This window comes from Streptomyces sp. NPDC001070 (assembly GCF_053598835.1).
In genome coordinates this window covers 191,894-208,536 of sequence record NZ_JBSFLB010000011.1, presented here as the reverse complement: position 1 = coordinate 208,536, position 16,643 = coordinate 191,894, and the positions used below count along the sequence as shown (strand labels likewise).

The 16,643-nt window shown below is 73.6% G+C and carries 20 protein-coding genes; 9 read left to right on the top strand and 11 right to left on the bottom strand.

Features of this window, described 5'->3' with window-relative positions:
* Positions 1-88: 88 nt before the first annotated feature.
* Positions 89-877 (bottom strand): DeoR/GlpR family DNA-binding transcription regulator, encoded by a 789-nt coding sequence (locus ACWDAS_RS16320; RefSeq protein ID WP_450390618.1) that lies wholly within the window; start codon positions 875-877, stop codon positions 89-91.
* A gap of 119 nt (positions 878-996) precedes the next feature.
* On the opposite strand from ACWDAS_RS16320, the gene ACWDAS_RS16315 reads away from it, so the two are divergent.
* A complete protein-coding gene (locus ACWDAS_RS16315; protein ID WP_450390615.1) occupies positions 997-1,830 on the top strand; it encodes a class II fructose-bisphosphate aldolase in 834 nt (277 codons plus the stop codon).
* A gap of 22 nt (positions 1,831-1,852) precedes the next feature.
* Here ACWDAS_RS16315 and ACWDAS_RS16310 read toward each other — a convergent pair whose 3' ends face one another.
* From ACWDAS_RS16310 to ACWDAS_RS16300, 3 genes are all read right to left on the bottom strand, one after another.
* Positions 1,853-2,443, bottom strand: coding sequence for a hypothetical protein (locus ACWDAS_RS16310; protein WP_450390612.1), 591 nt, complete (start codon positions 2,441-2,443; stop codon positions 1,853-1,855).
* A 248-nt stretch (positions 2,444-2,691) separates the two neighbouring features.
* Positions 2,692-3,405, bottom strand: a complete 714-nt coding sequence (locus ACWDAS_RS16305; RefSeq protein WP_450390609.1) for an SDR family NAD(P)-dependent oxidoreductase — start codon at positions 3,403-3,405, stop codon at positions 2,692-2,694.
* Positions 3,406-3,509: 104 nt separating this feature from the next.
* A complete protein-coding gene (locus tag ACWDAS_RS16300; RefSeq protein WP_450390606.1) occupies positions 3,510-4,424 on the bottom strand; it encodes a LysR family transcriptional regulator in 915 nt (304 codons plus the stop codon).
* Between the two features lie 292 nt (positions 4,425-4,716).
* Here ACWDAS_RS16300 and ACWDAS_RS16295 point away from each other — a divergent pair, with 292 nt between their 5' ends.
* Positions 4,717-5,337, top strand: coding sequence for a TetR/AcrR family transcriptional regulator (locus ACWDAS_RS16295; protein WP_450390603.1), 621 nt, complete (start codon positions 4,717-4,719; stop codon positions 5,335-5,337).
* Between the two features lie 102 nt (positions 5,338-5,439).
* Here ACWDAS_RS16295 and ACWDAS_RS16290 read toward each other — a convergent pair whose 3' ends face one another.
* The 6 genes from ACWDAS_RS16290 to ACWDAS_RS16265 form a co-directional block, all read right to left on the bottom strand.
* A complete protein-coding gene (locus ACWDAS_RS16290; protein WP_450390601.1) occupies positions 5,440-5,883 on the bottom strand; it encodes a VOC family protein in 444 nt (147 codons plus the stop codon).
* A gap of 208 nt (positions 5,884-6,091) precedes the next feature.
* Positions 6,092-6,877 (bottom strand): alpha/beta hydrolase, encoded by a 786-nt coding sequence (locus ACWDAS_RS16285; RefSeq protein ID WP_450390598.1) that lies wholly within the window; start codon positions 6,875-6,877, stop codon positions 6,092-6,094.
* A 68-nt stretch (positions 6,878-6,945) separates the two neighbouring features.
* Positions 6,946-7,137, bottom strand: a complete 192-nt coding sequence (locus ACWDAS_RS16280; RefSeq protein WP_450390595.1) for a hypothetical protein — start codon at positions 7,135-7,137, stop codon at positions 6,946-6,948.
* Complete coding sequence (locus ACWDAS_RS16275) at positions 7,137-7,382, bottom strand: hypothetical protein (RefSeq protein WP_450390593.1); 246 nt, start codon at positions 7,380-7,382, stop codon at positions 7,137-7,139. The genes ACWDAS_RS16280 and ACWDAS_RS16275 overlap by 1 nt, the downstream gene beginning before the upstream one ends.
* Before the next feature lie 226 nt (positions 7,383-7,608).
* Entirely contained in the window at positions 7,609-8,946 is a 1,338-nt protein-coding gene (gene lysA / locus ACWDAS_RS16270; RefSeq protein ID WP_450390590.1) for a diaminopimelate decarboxylase, read from the bottom strand.
* Between the two features lie 13 nt (positions 8,947-8,959).
* Positions 8,960-9,250: an SAV_915 family protein gene (locus ACWDAS_RS16265; protein ID WP_450390588.1), complete on the bottom strand. Its 291-nt coding sequence runs from the start codon at positions 9,248-9,250 to the stop codon at positions 8,960-8,962.
* Positions 9,251-9,600: 350 nt separating this feature from the next.
* Between ACWDAS_RS16265 and ACWDAS_RS16260 the strand changes: the two genes are divergently transcribed.
* On the top strand, positions 9,601-10,131 hold the full coding sequence (locus ACWDAS_RS16260; RefSeq protein WP_450390586.1) for a universal stress protein: 531 nt from the start codon (positions 9,601-9,603) through the stop codon (positions 10,129-10,131).
* Here the strand turns inward: ACWDAS_RS16260 and ACWDAS_RS16255 are convergent.
* Positions 10,121-11,692, bottom strand: a complete 1,572-nt coding sequence (locus ACWDAS_RS16255) for a Na+/H+ antiporter (RefSeq protein ID WP_450390584.1) — start codon at positions 11,690-11,692, stop codon at positions 10,121-10,123. The two genes, ACWDAS_RS16260 and ACWDAS_RS16255, sit on opposite strands and share 11 nt — an antisense overlap.
* A 221-nt stretch (positions 11,693-11,913) precedes the next feature.
* Between ACWDAS_RS16255 and ACWDAS_RS16250 the strand changes: the two genes are divergently transcribed.
* The 6 genes from ACWDAS_RS16250 (at position 11,914) to ACWDAS_RS16225 (ending at position 16,638) form a co-directional block, all read left to right on the top strand.
* Positions 11,914-12,570: a DUF1707 SHOCT-like domain-containing protein gene (locus ACWDAS_RS16250; protein ID WP_450390583.1), complete on the top strand. Its 657-nt coding sequence runs from the start codon at positions 11,914-11,916 to the stop codon at positions 12,568-12,570.
* Between the two features lie 465 nt (positions 12,571-13,035).
* Positions 13,036-13,437, top strand: coding sequence for a hypothetical protein (locus ACWDAS_RS16245; RefSeq protein WP_450390580.1), 402 nt, complete (start codon positions 13,036-13,038; stop codon positions 13,435-13,437).
* Between the two features lie 110 nt (positions 13,438-13,547).
* On the top strand, positions 13,548-14,192 hold the full coding sequence (locus ACWDAS_RS16240) for a DUF3105 domain-containing protein (protein WP_450390578.1): 645 nt from the start codon (positions 13,548-13,550) through the stop codon (positions 14,190-14,192).
* Positions 14,189-14,830 carry a DUF305 domain-containing protein gene (locus ACWDAS_RS16235; protein ID WP_450390575.1) on the top strand — a complete coding sequence of 214 codons (642 nt, stop codon included), beginning with the start codon at positions 14,189-14,191 and terminating at the stop codon, positions 14,828-14,830. The genes ACWDAS_RS16240 and ACWDAS_RS16235 overlap by 4 nt, the downstream gene beginning before the upstream one ends.
* Positions 14,831-15,099: 269 nt before the next feature.
* On the top strand, positions 15,100-15,405 hold the full coding sequence (locus ACWDAS_RS16230) for a hypothetical protein (protein ID WP_450390573.1): 306 nt from the start codon (positions 15,100-15,102) through the stop codon (positions 15,403-15,405).
* Positions 15,406-15,621: 216 nt separating this feature from the next.
* Positions 15,622-16,638: a cation diffusion facilitator family transporter gene (locus ACWDAS_RS16225; protein ID WP_450390570.1), complete on the top strand. Its 1,017-nt coding sequence runs from the start codon at positions 15,622-15,624 to the stop codon at positions 16,636-16,638.
* The last annotated feature ends 5 nt before the right edge of the window (positions 16,639-16,643 follow it).

The window sequence follows — 16,643 nt, the reverse complement described above, 5'->3', positions numbered from 1 at the left end:
AGCAATTTTCGCGCAGAAAGTTGCACGATGCTTCATGGGACGGCGGGACGGCGGAAGGAGGCGGTGGCCCGTGCGACGGCACGCCCGGTCAGGCGCGGACGACCTCCACACCGGCCGCCGCGAACGGCTCGGTGAGCGCGGCCGGGGCGTTCCCGTCCGTCACCAGGACGTCGATGTCCTCCACCGGGCAGATCCGCGCGAAGGCCCGCTTCGCCAGCTTGGACGCGTCGGCGACCACCACGACCCGCTGGGCGCGCCGGGCGAGCGCCCGGTTGATGCTCGCCTCGCCCTCGTGCCGGGCCGCCGCGCCATGGGGGACGTCGACGGCGTCCACGCCGAGGAAGACCAGGTCCAGGGTGATCTCCGCGAGCAGTTCCGCGGCCAGCGGGCCGATCAGCTCGTACGAGGCCGGCCGGGCGACACCTCCGGTCACCACCAGTTTGACGTGCCGGCGGACCGCCAGCTCACCGGCGATGTTCAGCGCGTTGGTGACGACGGTCAGCGCGGTCTCGGCACCGCTGTCGGCGAGGTCGGCGCGACCGGCGAGCGCCCGGGCGACCTCGGTGGTCGTGGTGCCGCCGTTGAGCCCCACCACCGCGCCGGGCTTCACCAGGGCCGCCGCGGCCTGGGCGATGCGCTCCTTCTCCGGGGCGTGACGGGCGGCCTTGTAGCGCAGCGGCAGGTCGTAGGCGATCGCGTTGATCACCGCGCCGCCGTGGGTGCGCGTGACCATGTTCTGCCGGGCCAGCTCGTCGAGGTCGCGCCGGATCGTCGCGGCGGAGACCGCCAGTTCGGCCGCTGCGGCCTCGACCTCGAGGCGTCCGTCGCGCGTCAGCATCTCCAGCAGCGCGCTCCATCGGGCCTGCGGTGCCGCCATCTCCTCGCCCCCTGTCGGTGGGTGTGCCGACCCATGCGCGATGACGCATTTTTCTGCGCCTTTTCAGGATCGAATCATCAAGTTCACGCAACATCATTCTATCGAGAGGTCGCCGCGTCATGCCGCTGGTCCCCACCGCCGAACTCGTCCGGGCGGCGTATTCCGACGGGCGCGGGATCGGCGCGTTCAACGTCATCACGCTGGAGCACGCCGAGGCGGTCGTCGCCGGGGCGGAGGCCGCGGGGCGGCCGGCGATATGCCAGATCAGCGAGAACGCGGTCCGTTTCCACGGCGGTTCCCTCGCCCCCCTCGCGGGTGCGACGGCCGCGGTGGCCGAGGCCGCCGCGGTCCCCGTGGGTCTCCACCTCGACCATGTCACCGACGACGCCCTGCTGCGCCGTGCGGCGGACTGCGGCTTCGGCTCGGTGATGTACGACGCGTCCGCCCTTCCCCACGACCGCAATGTCGCCGCCACCCGCGCCGCGGCGGACTGGGCGCACGAACGGGGTCTGTGGCTGGAGGCCGAACTCGGCGAGATCGGCGGCAAGGACGGCGTGCACGCCCCCGGCGCCCGCACCGATCCCGGGCAGGCCCGGGCCTTCGTTGCCGCCACCGGCATCGACGCCCTGGCCGTGGCCGTCGGCAGCTCGCACGCCATGACCACCCGTACCGCGCGGCTCGACCACGGACTGATCGCCCGCCTGCGCCAGGCCGTTCCCGTCCCGCTGGTCCTGCACGGCTCCACCGGCGTCCCCGACGACGAACTGCGGCGTGCCGTCTCCGGAGGCATGGTCAAGATCAATATCGGCACGGCGCTGAACATCGCCTTCACGGGCGCGGTCCGCGATTTCCTCGCGGCGGACGCCGGCACCGTCGACCCGCGCCGCTACCTGTCCACCGCGCGCACGCAGATGGCCTCGGCGGTCGAGAGCGCCCTGCGCGTCCTCGGCTGACACCGCGCCCGTCCCTGCCGGCTCAGCGCCGGCCCGCCGCCTGGAGCTGCCGCAGTGTCCATCCGCGCCCGTCCGGATCGAGCGGGCGCGTCGCGGCGGTGAACAGCTCGGCCGCACGGCGGTACGACAGCCGGCCGCGGCCGGTGCGGAACAGCGGCCCGTCGACACGTCCGAGCGTCAGCAGCGGAAGCAGCCGGGCAGCCCCCTCGCCCCAGCGCAGCGGTGTCCCCGAGCGCTCCCGCCTGCGACGGCCGGGCAGGTCGAGCTCGTCGACGTCGAGTGCGAGAAGCCGTTCGATGGGCGCCCCGGTCTCGTGGAGCAGATGCCAGAACGTCTGCTCCCGCAAGGGGACGGGCGGTCGGAGGACCCCGCGCACCCGTTCCGCGTCGAGCCCGGCCGGCGCCGCCCGCCCCTTGGGCACGGGCAGCGCGCGCAGGCCCTCCGTCGGGTCCCGGGACAGCCGGCCCTGCGCGCGCCACCAGGTCACGGCGCTGCACAGGACGGACAGTTCGCGGTTGGCGGTGCGGGCGCCGACGGCCGCCGACCGTGCCGCGAAGGCGTCACGGAGCCGCTGTGTGGCCTGCGGTGCGTCGAGCAGCGCCAGCGGGACCACGGGCGGCGCGGCGTTGCGGCGGCCCTCACCGACGGGCGGGGTGCGCTCGACGAGGCCCCAGGCCCAGGTGGTGAGGGCGATCCGGTAGACGCGACGCGAACCCGTACCCAGCCCCGTGGCGGCGAGGAAGCAGTCGACGGCGCGCGGGTCTCCACGGGATCCACGGGGCCTGCCGCCGGGGAGGGCACCACGTCCGGCTTCCTCCCCGGCGGCAGGCCCCGGCCCCCGGCGAGGGCGCGCCCCGCGGCTCAGCGGCCGGCGGACTGTCCTCCGTCGACGGGCAGGATCACACCGGTCACGAACGGGGCGTTCTCCAGATAGACCACCGCGTCGACGATGTCGTCGATCTCGCCCATCCGCCCCACCGGGTGCAGCCCGGCCAGCATCTCGTGGTACTCCACCGCGTGCATCGGCGTCTTGATCGTCCCCAGCGCCACCGCGTTCGCCCGGATCCCCCGCGACGCGTACTCGGTCGCCAGCGACTTCGTCGCCGACTGCAGACCACCCTTGGTCAGCGACGCCAGCACCGACGGCACCTTCGCGTCCGGCTGGTCAGCCAGGCTGGTGGTGATCTGCACGACATGGCCCCCGCCCTGCTCCAGCATCCGCTCCACCGCCAGCTGCGTGATCCGGAAGAAGCCGCCCACGTTCACCCCCAGCACCGCCGCGTAGTCCGCCTCGGTGTACTCGGTGAACGGCTTCCCCACGAAGATCCCCGCGTTGTTCACCAGCGTGTCGATCCGCCCGAACCGCTCCACACCCGCCGCGATCACCCGCTCCGCGGTGTCCCACTCGGCGATGTCCCCCTGCACCGTCACCACCCCCGGATCCGCCGACGGCGCGATCCCCCGCGACGTGGCGACCACGCCGTAACCCAGCTTCCGGTACGCCGCGACCAGCCCGGCGCCGATGCCCTGCGAAGCACCCGTGACGACCGCGACCTTCTGACCCTGACTGCTCATGACCTGCTCCCGATGAATGGGGTGGGGGTGACGGCCGGAAACTAGCCGACCGGTCACCTATAAGGCGGACGATCGGCCGACAATTCCCCGGAAAGCAGTCGAATCTATCCCTTGTACGGATCGCCGTCGGGCAGCCACGCGTCCGGGCCGTGAATGCCGAGGTCCCCCACGCCTTCGGTGAGCGCGTCGACCACGGCGAGCACCGTGGCCCGGACCTCGTCGCCGCGCCACACCAGCGACCAGGTCCAGTGGACCTCAGGCGCCAGGACCGGCCTCTTGACCAGGTCGGGCGGCAGCGGGGTGGTCTGCCCCTTGGGGCTGTTGAGGACCGGGCCGTTGCAGCGGCGGACGTGGTCGAAGAATCCGGTACCGGTGATCCCGCCGTCGGAGATGCGGACCGCACGCGCTCCCGTGTCGCGGGCGAGCTCCTCGGCGTAGAGATTCCACGACAGCCAGGAGGTGGTGTCGTCGTCGAGGAGGACGGCGGTGTCCTCGGCGCGGACGGCGCCGGTGTCGTCCCCGGTGGAGACCGCGTAGAGCCGGTCGGCCCCCAGGAGCCGGGCGCGCAGGCCGTACCGCTCCAGGTCCTGTGTCCGGACCCAGCACACCGCCAGGTCGAGACTGCCGTCGGCGACCCGGGCGGCCTGGGTGTGGGAGGGGGCGACCCACGCGTCGACGTGCACCTGCGCCACCGCGGACGCCCTGGCGGTCAGGTCGGCGGGGAACCAGTTGACGTAGCCGAGCCGCACCGCCTCGGAGCCGGCCAGCTGCTTCGCCCGGCGCCCCAGGTCCTCCGCGCGTTCCAGCAGCACCCGGGCGTCCGGGAGCAGGGCCGAGCCCGCGGGGGTGAGCGACACCGAGCGACGGTCGCGGTCGAACAACCGCACCCCCAGGTCGCGCTCGAGCGCCTTGATCTGCTGGGACAGGGAGGGCCCGGCGATCAGCAGCCGTTCGGCCGCCCGTCCGAAATTCAGCTCCTCGGCGACCGCAACGAAATACCTGAGTTGACGCAGCTCCACGCCGCCATGCTAGGCGCGGTGGGAGGCTGCGCCTGACAGCAGGGGGAAAGCCCGGTCGTGGCCGCCACACCGCCTGCGGGCCCAGGATGGGGCCCATGGACAACCCGCAGGACGCCAGGGGGCGAGACCGTTCCGCCAACGGCCGCGCCGCCCAGGTGAGTGCCGCCGCGACAGGCGCGACGAGGCCCGGGCCCCCGCCTCCCGTGTAGCCCGGGGCCTCGCCCGTCCAAGGCAGGAGACGGAAATCCAGCCGATCGACCACACAATAGTCGATCGGTCATATACTGCTGTCATGGGACGTACAAGTGACGCCAGGGAGAAGATCATCACCGCCGCGCAGACGCTCATCGAGCTGCGTGGCTACTCCGCCCTGGGCGTGGCCGAGATCTGCAAGGCGGCCGGGGTGCCCAAGGGCAGCTTCTACTACTTCTTCGAGTCCAAGGAAGCCCTCGCCCTGGCCGTCATCGACGAGCACTGGGCGGAGCAGAAGCGGGACTGGACCCGCATCCTGCACGGCGACGCGGCCCCCCTGGAACGGCTGCACATGCTGTTCGAGGCGACCGAGGCCACGCAGCAAGCGGGCCAGCAGACCTGCGGCACCGTCTCGGGCTGCATGTTCGGGAACCTGACCCTGGAGATGAGCAACCAGACGGAGTCCATCCGCCGGCGGCTGCAGGAGATCTTCGACGCTCAGGTCGACATGGTGGACGAGGTCGTCGCCGAGGCGCGCGAACGCGGCGAGGTCACCGTCGCCGACACGCACGCAGCCGCGGCGTCCGTGGTCGCCCAGCTGGAGGGCCAGGTGCTCTTCGCCAAGCTCTACAACGACACCGGGCGGCTCAGCCCGCTCTGGGCGAACTGCCTGGCCATCCTCGGCGTGCGCGTGCCCCAGGAGGCCGCGGCCACCGCGTGAGACGACCCGCGGTGCGCGCGGACGAAGTCCCCGGACGGCCCCGTGCCGCGGGTGCGGTGCCCGGGGTGCGGGGCCGTCCGGCGGCCAGGCCGGGGGCGGGGGTCAGCGGCCCGGGAGCCGCTGTGTGATCTCCTGCAGCACCCAGCCGTTCCCGTCCGGGTCGCTGAACGACGCGAACGAGCCGTAGCTCTGCCGCTCCGGGTCGGGGCCGGACACGCGTCCCTGCGTCCCGGCCCGGTGGAAGACCCCGCCGGCGTCGTGGAACACCTCGCTCACGTCGACCCCGCGGCCGACGAGCTCCTCGCGGGCCGCCTCGACGTCCGACACGATCAGGTGGAGGCCCTGGGCCGAGCCCGGCTCGGCCGCGCTGACCCCCGTCCCGAAGATGAGCGAGCACGCCGAGCCGGGCGGGGTCAGCTGGACGACACGGAAGTCGTCGCCGGCCGGGACGTCGGCGTCCAGCCGCCAGCCCAGCCCCTCGTAGAAGGCCCTGGCCCGGTCGACGTCGGCGACGGGCACCACCACGACCTCGAGTTTCATGTCCACAGCGATCGCTCCTCATCCCCTGCCCCGGCGGGTAGGCGGGGCACATCGGACGGCCTTGGTCCGCGGGATGATCCCTACCACACGTGCTGGCGAACGTTCGGCGCACGCGGGAACGGCCACCGCCTTGGCGGTGTGCCGGCCGAAGGCCCGGGAAGTGCCGGGCCCGGGGCACTACCCCCGGACCAGCGGAGAAACGGGCCGACAGACTCTAGCGAGCGAGGAACGGCAGCAGCGCCGCGGTCAGCTCGTCGGGGGCGTCCAGGGCGATGAGGTGGGCCGCGGTCGGGAACTCGACCAGGGTGGCGCCGGGGATGCCCGCGGCGTAGCGGCGGGCGATGTCCTGGAAGTCCGGGACGTCGAGCAGGCCGACTCCGACCAGGGTGGGGACGGGGATCGCGGCGATGTCGCCGTCCGCGCGACCGCGGGAGTACTCCTCCGCCGCCCCCTGGTTCGCCAGCGCCGTCCGCAGCGGCTCGCGCAGCCGGTCTGCCAGTCCGGCGGGGACCTCGTCCCAGCCCCGGGCGGGGCCGCGCAGCCACATGTCGAGGTTCACGCTCACGGCGGTCCCGAGATCGCCCGCCACGAGCGCCTCGGTCTCGGCCGCGTCATAGGCGATCATCTCCGGCGACCAGTCGTATCCCGGCCACGGCGGGGAGAACACGGCCAGCGAGTGGACCCGCCCGGGGTGGGTGAGTGCGAAGTCCACGGCCACGCGGCCGCCGAAGGAGGCGCCCACGACGCGGACGCGGTCGTGGCCGAGGTGGTCCAGGAGGCGGCACAGGTCGTCGTGTTCGCTGAACGGGCCGGTCGCCGGCGGGGACTGGCCGAAGCCGCGCATGTCGTAGCGGATGACGGTGTGGTGTTCTGCGAGGCCGGGTACGACCGCGTCCCACATACGGTGGTCGGCGACGCCGGCGTGCACGAGGACGACGGCCGGCCCCTCCCCAGTTACGGTGCAGGCCAGAGGGCCGAGTTCGTCGGCGAGTATGAGCATCCGCAGATACTGGCAGGGCGGCTCCGCGCGTGCCAGCGAATTGTGCGGGGCGGCGGGCGGTCCCGGTGTCAGCGCGTGGTGTACGCCGGATAGGCGAACCGGCCGACCTGCTCGACGCCGGCCGGCCGCAGCCGAGCCTTGGTCGGCCGCCGGGGCAGCAGCGGCGCGCCGGCGCCGAGGGGCACCGTGGCCACGCCGAGGATCAGCTCGTCCAGGAGTCCGTGGCCGGCGGAGCCGCCGACGGGTTCGCCGCCGCCCACTAGCCGAACACGGTCGGGTGGGCGATGGCGAGCCCGGTGGTCAGGGCGGCGCCGATCTCGGTGACGAACATGACCGGGTTGCGGAACAGCGTCACGGGGTTGAGCTTGCGCAACGCCTCGGGGACCGCGAGCCACAGCTGCTCGGGGTCCAGCAGACCGGCGCCGACACGGCGTTTCCCGGCCGGCTCGGGGGCAAAGACAGGGCTCTCGCGGTCCGGCCGGACCGGTGCGGGCGCGGTGGTCATCGGATGTGCTCCGCAACACTCAGGCCGACGGTGTGTTCCACACTCACCGGACTCTCTCTTCTCGTGGACCAATAGGGATGAAGGGGATATGACAGGACGGGCGTAGGCGCGTTGAGGGCATGACGCACCTCCGGGCAGGGGGACGCGGGGACGTCGCCTGCCCGGAGGGCGTTCATGGGAGGGGCGCCAGGACGCCCGCGGCTGAGCGGCCTCGGTGCGAGGGCGATCAGAGGCCGATGTCGCGGTTGCGGTAGTCGGCGAGCGACTCGCGGCGCACCAGCAGTCGGGCCCGCCCTTCGTGGACGGCGACCACGGGCGGGCGCCCCACCATGTTGTACGTGGAGGCCATCGACAGGTGGTAGGCCCCCGCGACCGGGACGGCCAGCAGGTCGCCCGGGCGGATGTCGGCGGGCAGCGGCACCGCGGAGGCGAGGATGTCACCGGCCTCGCAGTGCCGGCCGACGACCGTCATCAGGGCCGGCTCCTCCGTGGAGTGACGGCCGATCAGCCGCGGGGTGTAGCGCACCCCGTACAGCGCCGGGCGGGGGTTGTCGCTCATGCCGCCGTCGACGGCGACGAAGGTCTGGCCGCCGGTGCGCTTCACCGACAGCACGTGGTAGAGCGCCACTCCGGCGGGTCCGGCGATCGCGCGGCCCGGCTCCACCGTGAGCCGCGGCACGGCCAGGCCCGCGGCCGCGCAGCCCTCGGCCAGCTCCGCGCGGATCCGCGCGGCCAGCGTCGTCAGGTCCATCGCCGCCTCACCGGGCCGGTACGCGACGCCGTGGCCGCCGCCGAGGTCGAGCTCGGGCAGCATCACGCCGTGCTGCCGGCGGATGGCCGCGAGCAGGCCCACCAGGCGGCGCACCGCCGCGAGATACGGCTTGACGCTGCTGATCTGCGAGCCCAGGTGACAGTGCAGGCCCACCAGTTCGAGCCGGGGCTGGTCCAGCACGCGGGCGATGGCGTGCTGCGCGGAACCGTCGGCCAGGGACAGCCCGAACTTCTGGTCGTCGGTGCCGGTGCGCACCGCGTTGTGGTGCCCGGCGGCGATGCCCGGCACGATGCGCAGCAGCACCTTCTGCCGGTCGCCGGGCGGGACATAAGCGGCGAGCCGGGCGATCTCACCGGTGCTGTCGATGACGATCCGGCCCACGCCCAGCCGCAGTGCGGTGGCCAGGTCCTGCGGGCTCTTGGCGTTGCCGTGGAACACGATGCGCTCCGCGGGGAAACCGGTGACCACGGCGAGCTCCAGCTCCCCGGCCGAGCACACGTCGAGGCCCAGGCCCTCCTCCTCGATCCAGTGCACCATGGCACGGCACAGGAAGGCCTTCGCCGCGTACAGGACGTCGGCGTCGGGGAAGGCCGCGCGGTAGGCCCGGCAGCGGTCCCGTACCTCGCCCTCGTCGAGGAGGTACGCGGGGGTCCCGAAACGCTCGGCGATCTCCGACAGTGCCACTCCGCCCACCGTGACCTGCCCGTGCGGGGCGGCCGTGGCGGACGCGGGCCACACCGACAGGTCGGCGTCGGGGGAGGCGGTCTCCAAGTGCTCGGTGACGAGAGTCATGACGGCGCTCCTTTCAGCCGATCCACAGGGCCAGGGCGTCGACCAGCGCCACCGCGCCGGTGACCCGCAGGACCCCGAGAGTCTGGGGGTCGAGTCGGCGGCCGGTGTCCGGCGCGTCCGACACGGCGGGGGCGGCGAGCTGCGGGTCCACGGTCAGCGCGGTGACGCCGAGCGGCCGGGCCAGCGCCCGCAGGCCGTGTTCCGACAGGGTGATCCACCGCTGGTCGGAGCCGAGCGTCTCGGCGAGCCGCTCGGGGGTGGTGAAGCCGACGGCCGTACGGCCGCCCAGAGGGGTGCGGAACATGCGTGCGACACACCCCACGGGTCCCGACCGGACAGGGACGTACAGCGTCTCCCGGTGTCCGGCCGGGGACGGATCCGAAGGTTCCGGGTCGTCCCCGTACATGAGTTCCGACATGGCTTCCTCCTGGTGCGAGACCTGGTGCGAAAGATGAGGCGCCCCGGCCGGGGCCGGCGGTCCGGGACGCACCAGGGACGCTATGCCCGCCGTCAGGGGGGAGGGGGGCATCCCTGACGCGACGTTGACGGCGGGCGGGCAAACGTTAACGGCGCAGCTCACGGGGGTGGTGCGGGCGGCGTCAGGATCGCGGCAAGGCCCCCTGGTCCGGGCCCTTCCAGGCGTTTCATGGAGCCATGGACGAGGTCGGCGAAGAGTGCGTCGTGGTGGGCGTCAGCGGCTCCCCCGGGAGCCTGGCGGCACTGCGCCGGGCCGCCGCGGAGGCGCGGCGCCGGCGGGCCGTGCTGACGGTGGTGACGGCCTGGGAGGCCACCGCCGTCGAAGGCGTCGCCCAGCCGGTGGCCGCCGGCCCCGCCCGGGCCGGACCGGTGGCGCAGCCTCGCCCGCCGCCGATTGCTCACCGCCCTGGACGACGCCTTCGACGGCGATCTCCCTCTGGACCCGCCTCTGCGGCCGGTCCTCGCACTCGGCCGGGCGGGGCCCGCGCTGGTCGAGGCCGCCGGCACCGAGGCGGGCCTGCTCGTGGTTCCGGCGGCGTGCTGCGCCGCGTCCTCGGGCCGTCCGTCGCGGACCACTGCTTCGCGCACGCCAAGTGCCCCGTCCTGGGCGTACCGCCGGAGCCGGGGGAGCCGGGTGCGGCACGAGGCCGCGGCGCCGGCCGGCGGTCCGGTGCCCGCCGGCGTCCGCCCGGCTTCGTCACCCCATGAGCCCGGCCTCCTCGAGGTCCAGGGCCCGCTGGATGCTGCGGCGGGTGGCGTCACTGACCTGGTTGCCCTCGTAGAGCCTGCGCAGTTCGCGGCTCTGCACCCCTATCAGGGCGCGCCGCAGGTCACTGTGGGCGGCGACGAGTTCGGCGGGGTCCTGGGGCCGGCCCGGGCTCGCCTCGTCCTCCACCCGGTCGAGCCCCGCCTCCAGGTGGCGGCGCAACTGCACGATCACGGAGGCGGGCACCGCCTCCAGTTCGTCGAGCTGGTCGAGGTAGCGCAGTCCGGCCCGGGACAGCGCGTCCCGGGCGCGGGCCTCCTCGCGGACGGTGTGCTCGGGTTCCAGCGCGATGCCCGAACGCCGCACCACGGGCGCGAGCGTGAAGCCCTGCACCACCAGGGTCAGGACGACCACGCCGGTGGTGAGGCTGAGCGCGAGCGAGCGGTGCGGCAGCGGTGCCCCGCCCGCCGTGGCCAGCGGGATGGAGAGCGCGGCGGCCAGCGGCATGACACCGCGGGTGCCCGCCCAGGAGGCCACCAGCGGCACCCGCCAGGAGACCGGACCGTCCTTGCGCCGGTACTGCATCACGGCGGACAGCGGGAACACCCACAGCAGCCGTACGACGACGACCGTCGCGGCCACCGCCACGACTCCGGCCACCAGCGGCCATCCCCGCTCGGCAGGGTCGAGTTCGCGTACGAGGGTGGGCAGTTGCAGACCGATGAGCGCGAAGACCACGCTCTCCAGGAGGAACACGACCGTCGCGTAAACGGCGTGGACCTGGAGCCGGATCGGCGCGTTGGTGAGCCGGTGACCGGTGCTGCCCATGACGACGCCGGCCACGACGACGGCCGTGACGCCCGAGGTGTGCAGGTCCTCGGCGAGCACGTAGGCGGCGTACGGGGTCACGAGGGAGACGACCGTCTCCAGGACGGGGTCCTCGGTCCGCCTGCGTATGAGTGCGACGAGCCCGGCGACCGCGGCGCCGACGAGCGCGCCGCCACCGCCGAGTTCGGCGAACCGGCCCGCCGCGGCGGGCACGGCGAAGGCGCCCGCGGCGACCGCGGTCCCCACGGCCACCTTGAACAGCACCAGGCTCGTCGCGTCGTTGAACAGGCTCTCCGACTGCACCAGGACGCGCACCCGGGCCGGCAGTGCCAGCCGCCGGCCGAGCGCCGTCACCGCGACGGGGTCCGTGCTGGCCAGGACCGCGCCCAGGACCAGCGCCATCGGCGCGCCCAGCGGGGTCAGACGGGCCGCCACCGCCGCGACCGCGGCGGCCGATGCCAGGACGAGGCCGAACGCGAGAACGGTGACCGGACGCCACACGCGCCGCAGTTCCCGCCAGGAGATCTCCTCGGCGGAGGCGTAGAGCAGCGGCGGCAGGACGACGACGCTGATCACCTCGGGCGCGACATGCACCGCCGGGACCCAGGGCAGCAGTCCCACGGCGAGCCCGGCGACCACGAGCAGCGACGGCGCGGGGACCCGCCAGTGCCTGGCACCGGTGGCCACCGCGGTGGCGAGTGCCACGAGGAGGAGGACGGCGGTCAGGACGGTCATGTGAGGGTCCCCACGAGAAGAGCCGGCAAGGCTGACGATGTGCACTTTCCGCCGACCAGACTTCCCGGCACTCCACTGGGGAATTTACACGATCCTGACGGCGGCCCGAGCGCGTTGCGGCGGGTGCGGGCTTGGCCTGCGGCCATAACGCGATATAGCGTTAGTTCGCGAATCGTGTATCGCGTGTCACCGAAAGCCGCCAACCCGAACGGGGTGAGGACATGCCGGGAGAGATCTCGCCCGCCGGTGGACCGTCCGGAGCGGGCGCGCCGCCCGCGCTGCGCGCCTCGCACGCGGACCGGGACCGGGTCGTGGACATCCTGACCGCCGCCGCGGGCGACGGGAGGCTGACCGCCGCCGAGCTGGACGAGCGCCTGGAGGCCGCCCTGTCCGCCCGGACCCTCGAGGAACTGGCCCCGCTCACCGCCGACCTCCCGGTGTCCCCCGCGGCACCGGGCGTGGCCGCGGGGGACGTCAAGGAGGTGGTCCGGGTGGACCACCGCGGCGGCTCGTTCCGCCGCGTCGACCGCTGGGTCGTGCCGCGGCGTATGGAGATCGAGTCGGAGTGGGGCGAGGTCGTGCTCGACTTCACCCGCGCGGTGATCACACAGGACGCCCTCCGCATCGACATGGACGTTCGCGGCGGCTCCCTGGTCCTGGTCACCCGGCCGGGCATCGTGGTGGACACCGACGCGCTGGCGGTCCGCTACGGCAAGGTCGACATCCGGCCCGCCGCCTCGGCCGGCACACCGGTCGCGCTGCGGGTGGAACTGGTCGGCGACATCGAGTTCGGCAAGGTCGTGGCACGCCCGCCCCGGCGGACGTTCCGGCAGTGGCTGCTCCGCCGCCCCGCCGCGCTCCCGGCGCCCACCGGCTGACCCACCCGGCGCACGGGCGCGGTGCGAGCGCCCCCGTACCGGCCGACTCGGCCCGCGACGGGTCCGGACCCGCGATACTGACCGGCGACGAGCCTCCCGCCCCCGGACGCCCGGTCCCGCAGCATGCCCGGCGTGCCCCGGCGCCGGGGCCCGTGACCTGCGGTCGCAGCCCGAACCGAAGCCGACGTCCGGAGCCCCGCATGCCTCCCCTCACCCTCCTCCGGCTGTACGGCGCGCCGACCGCTCGGCGAACTGCTCTTCTCGGCCGAGACCGTGGCCCTGTGCGTCGTCGCGGCCCTGCTCGTCGTCTTCCTCGTGACCGACCTGAGGTCCGGCGGGCGGCGGGCCCGCCATCGCCGCTGACACCGCGACGTACAGCCGGCCGAACCCTCACGCGGATGTGCCCGGGGGAGTCCGTGCACCCACCGGCGGTGTACGTCACGAAGGCCGGTACGATCTGCAGCGATGCGCAGTGACGGACGAACCGGCCGAGGCGGTGCGATACCCGCCCGCCTGAGCGGTGTCGTCCTCGTCCTGTTCGGACTGCTCGCCGTGCTGGGGGTATGCGGCCACGCCGGGACCCCGGACGAGCGGCACGGACCGCCGCGGACCGTCGTCTCCTCCCCGGTCGCGTCCGTCGCCGCCGAGGTGTGCACGGACGCCCACGACCCCGCCGAGCGGGGCAACGGCTGCTCCCCCGCCGAGCACACACCCGTGACGCTGGGTCCCGCTCCGCTCCCCCATCTCGCGGGCGCCGGGCTGCCGTCGGGGTGGCCCCCCGCGGCCGCCGCCGCGGGACTCAACGCGCCGTCCCCCGGGACCGTGCGCTCTCTCGACCTGCACATGCTCCAGGTTCAGCGGACGTAGAAGGATCACCCGCACCGGCGCCAGCCGCCGGTGCGCACCGTGACATCACCCCACCTTCACCTCCACCACCACCGCCGCGTCGCCGACGCGGCGGGGAATCAGGACATGCCATGGGTTCCGCCGATTCCAAGGCCAGGACCGCCGACCGCCGTGCCCGCGTCGAGGAGAGCCGCCGCCAGGAGCAGGCCCGCGAACGCCGCAACCGGATCATCACCATCACCGCCTGCACCGCGATCCTCGCCGGACTGGTGGGCGGCGGCGTCTACCTCGTGAACTCCGCAGGCGGCGGCAGCGACGACAAGACCGCCGCCGCGGGCTCCATCAACGGCGAGAAGACCTGGTCCGGCCTCACCCAGAACCACGTCACCAAGAACGTCGACTACCCCATGAGCCCGCCGGCCGGCGGCGACCACAACCCCGTGTGGCAGAACTGCAACGGCGACGTCTACGACAAGCCGGTCACCGACGAGAACGCCGTCCACTCGCTGGAGCACGGGGCGGTGTGGGTCACGTACACCGCCAAGGCGACGGACGCCGACCTCAAGACGCTCAGCGCCCGTGTCTCCAGGACCCCGTACTCCCTGATGAGCCCCTACGCGGACCAGGCCTCGCCGATCACGCTCACGGCGTGGGGCCACCAGCTCGGCGTCACCAAGGCCGAGGACCCGCGCGTGGCGCGGTTCTTCGACACCTATGTGCAGGGCGACCAGACCCCGGAGCCGGGTGCCCCCTGCACCGGGGGCAAGGCGTCATGACCACGCTTCGGGGCACGGGCAAGCCGCTGCTCGCGCTCGGCGGCGCCATGGTGCTGGTCGTCCTCGCCGCCCTCGCCTTCTCCCTGCTCACGGCCAGGCATGGCGGCGGCAGCGGGACCCCGGGCACGGACTCGGCGGACGCCAGCTTCGCGCGGGACATGGCGATCCACCACCAGCAGGCGGTGGAGATGTCCCTCGTCGTCCGCGACCGCACCGACGACGAGGACGTCCGCAGGCTGGCGTACGACGTGATCAACACCCAGGCCAACCAGCGGGGCATGCTGCTCGGCTGGCTGGAGGTCTGGGGGCTGCCCAAGTCCTCGTCGAAGCCGCCCATGACGTGGATGGGCCACGACATGGCCTACACACCGCACGACGGCTCGCTGATGCCGGGCATGGCCACGAACACCGAACTGGCCCGGCTGAGCGCGGCGAAGGGCGAGGCCGCCGCAGTCCTCTACCTCCAACTGCTCACCGCCCATCACAAGGGCGGCGTGGCGATGGCGGCGTCGGCCGCGGACCTGGCCCGCACCGAGGAGGTGAAACGCCTCGCGGCGGGCATGGTCCGGGGCCAGGATGCGGAGATCGAACTGATGGCCGACATGCTCGCGGCGCGCGGCGCGAGCGCCACGGCCTGACGACCCGTCCGGGGTGCCGGGGGGCCGTCCTCCTCGCTGCACCCCGGGGACGGCCGCGGACGGTGCTCCTTTCCGCGCCCGGACGTGATCACACCGGCCGACGCCCGCTGTAGCATCGACCGCCCGCGCGACAGGGCGGCCGAACGCCGGGCCGGGAGTGGCGAATCCGTGCGCACTTCGGACGTACCGCACTCCGCTGCAGGGAGGAAGGCCGAGTACAGCGCCGCCGCCTGGCTGATCGGGTGGGCGGTCTCCTGGGCTCGGGGCTGGTGACCTCGGTGCTGCTGCTCGGCTCCTGGGCGGACTGTCATCTCGGTCGTGATGCCGCCTACCAGTTCATCTGGCCGGCGGTGGCGGCGACCGGTGCGGCGACGCTCTCGACCGTGCTGTGGGCCGTGATGCGCAAGGCGACCGGGCGCCGGAGGCTGTTGCCGCCGCTGGCGTTGACCGTACTCGCCACGACGGTGATGCTATGGCCGGAACTGGCACTGTGGTACGTCTCGCCGGGCCACCCGGCCGGCGCGTGCGAGCAGGGCGGCGCGCCGCCGTGGTGGCCGGGTGGGCTGCCTCTGTGACAGCGGCGTGGACCGGCACGGGAGCGTGCCGCGGCTCCCGCGGGCGATACCAAGGCTCGCCGGGGCCGTTCCGGACGCTTTTGATCCCCCGCGCGTCGCCGCAGGTCACTGCCGTCTTATCGAAGTTGACAACGGTCACCGGTGCAGTCTTTGCCGATCGGCGTGCCCGTGTGTTTCCCTGCCGTTGTCGTACCTGATCGGGGAGGTCGCCGCACCATGAACGCACACGGCCACGGCCACGAGCACGGCCACGGGCAGCACCAGGGGCATGGGCACGGGGTGGCCGAGGACGCGGACCGACGGTGGCTCGGGCTGGCGCTGGGCCTGATCGCCGGATTCATGGCCGTCGAGGTCGTCGTCGGTTTGCTGGTGGGGTCCCTCGCGCTGCTCTCCGACGCCGCGCACATGCTCACCGACGCCGCCTCGATCGTGCTGGCGCTGGTGGCCATGCGGCTGGCGGCGCGGCCCGCGCGGGGCGGTTTCACGTACGGGCTCAAGCGGGCCGAGATCCTCTCGGCGCAGGCGAACGGCATCACCCTGCTGCTGCTCGCGGTGTGGCTGGCCTACGAGGCCGTACGGCGGCTCGTCTCGCCCCCGGACGTGGCGGGCGGCCCGGTCCTGGTCACCGCGCTGGCCGGGGTGGTCGTCAACATCGGCGCGGCCTGGTGCCTGTCGAGGGCCAATCGCAGCTCGCTCAACGTCGAGGGTGCCTTCCAGCACGTCCTGAACGATCTGTACGCGTTCATCGGCACCGCGGTGGCGGGGCTGGTGGTCCTGCTCACCGGCTTCGTCCGCGCGGACGCCATCGCGACGCTCGTCGTGGTCGGCCTGATGCTCAAGGCTGGTTGCGGGCTGGTCCGCGAGTCCGGGCGGATCTTCCTGGAGGCCGCTCCGGCCGGCCTCGACCCGGACGAGGTCGGCGACCGGCTGGCCGCGCACGACGCCGTCACCGAGGTCCACGACCTGCACATCTGGGCCATCACCTCCGGCCAGCCGGCGCTGTCCGCGCACGTCCTCGTCCAGCCGGGCGGGGACTGCCACGCGGTCCGCCGCGACCTGGAGCACCTGCTCGACGCGGACTACGGCCTCAGCCACACCACCCTCCAGGTCGACCACGCCCCGGCCGAACTCCTCACCGTGGGCGGCGGTCCGGCCGACGGGGGCCATACGGCGGCGGGCCACTGCGGCGAGTCCCACGGCCCGGTGCACCACGCCGGGCCGCACGGGCACTGACCGGC

Coding starts and splice junctions, on each gene's coding strand:
- ACWDAS_RS16305 (WP_450390609.1), bottom strand. CDS start 3,405: ATGAGCAGTCAGGGTCAGAAGGTCGCGGTCGTCACGGGTGCTTCGCAG.
- ACWDAS_RS16265 (WP_450390588.1), bottom strand. CDS start 9,250: ATGTTCCGCACCCCTCTGGGCGGCCGTACGGCCGTCGGCTTCACCACC.
- ACWDAS_RS16235 (WP_450390575.1), top strand. CDS start 14,189: ATGACCACGCTTCGGGGCACGGGCAAGCCGCTGCTCGCGCTCGGCGGC.
- ACWDAS_RS16285 (WP_450390598.1), bottom strand. CDS start 6,877: ATGCTCATACTCGCCGACGAACTCGGCCCTCTGGCCTGCACCGTAACT.
- ACWDAS_RS16225 (WP_450390570.1), top strand. CDS start 15,622: ATGAACGCACACGGCCACGGCCACGAGCACGGCCACGGGCAGCACCAG.
- ACWDAS_RS16295 (WP_450390603.1), top strand. CDS start 4,717: ATGGGACGTACAAGTGACGCCAGGGAGAAGATCATCACCGCCGCGCAG.
- ACWDAS_RS16260 (WP_450390586.1), top strand. CDS start 9,601: ATGGACGAGGTCGGCGAAGAGTGCGTCGTGGTGGGCGTCAGCGGCTCC.
- ACWDAS_RS16250 (WP_450390583.1), top strand. CDS start 11,914: ATGCCGGGAGAGATCTCGCCCGCCGGTGGACCGTCCGGAGCGGGCGCG.
- ACWDAS_RS16275 (WP_450390593.1), bottom strand. CDS start 7,382: ATGACCACCGCGCCCGCACCGGTCCGGCCGGACCGCGAGAGCCCTGTC.
- lysA (WP_450390590.1), bottom strand. CDS start 8,946: ATGACTCTCGTCACCGAGCACTTGGAGACCGCCTCCCCCGACGCCGAC.
- ACWDAS_RS16245 (WP_450390580.1), top strand. CDS start 13,036: ATGCGCAGTGACGGACGAACCGGCCGAGGCGGTGCGATACCCGCCCGC.
- ACWDAS_RS16255 (WP_450390584.1), bottom strand. CDS start 11,692: ATGACCGTCCTGACCGCCGTCCTCCTCCTCGTGGCACTCGCCACCGCG.
- ACWDAS_RS16240 (WP_450390578.1), top strand. CDS start 13,548: ATGGGTTCCGCCGATTCCAAGGCCAGGACCGCCGACCGCCGTGCCCGC.
- ACWDAS_RS16315 (WP_450390615.1), top strand. CDS start 997: ATGCCGCTGGTCCCCACCGCCGAACTCGTCCGGGCGGCGTATTCCGAC.
- ACWDAS_RS16320 (WP_450390618.1), bottom strand. CDS start 877: ATGGCGGCACCGCAGGCCCGATGGAGCGCGCTGCTGGAGATGCTGACG.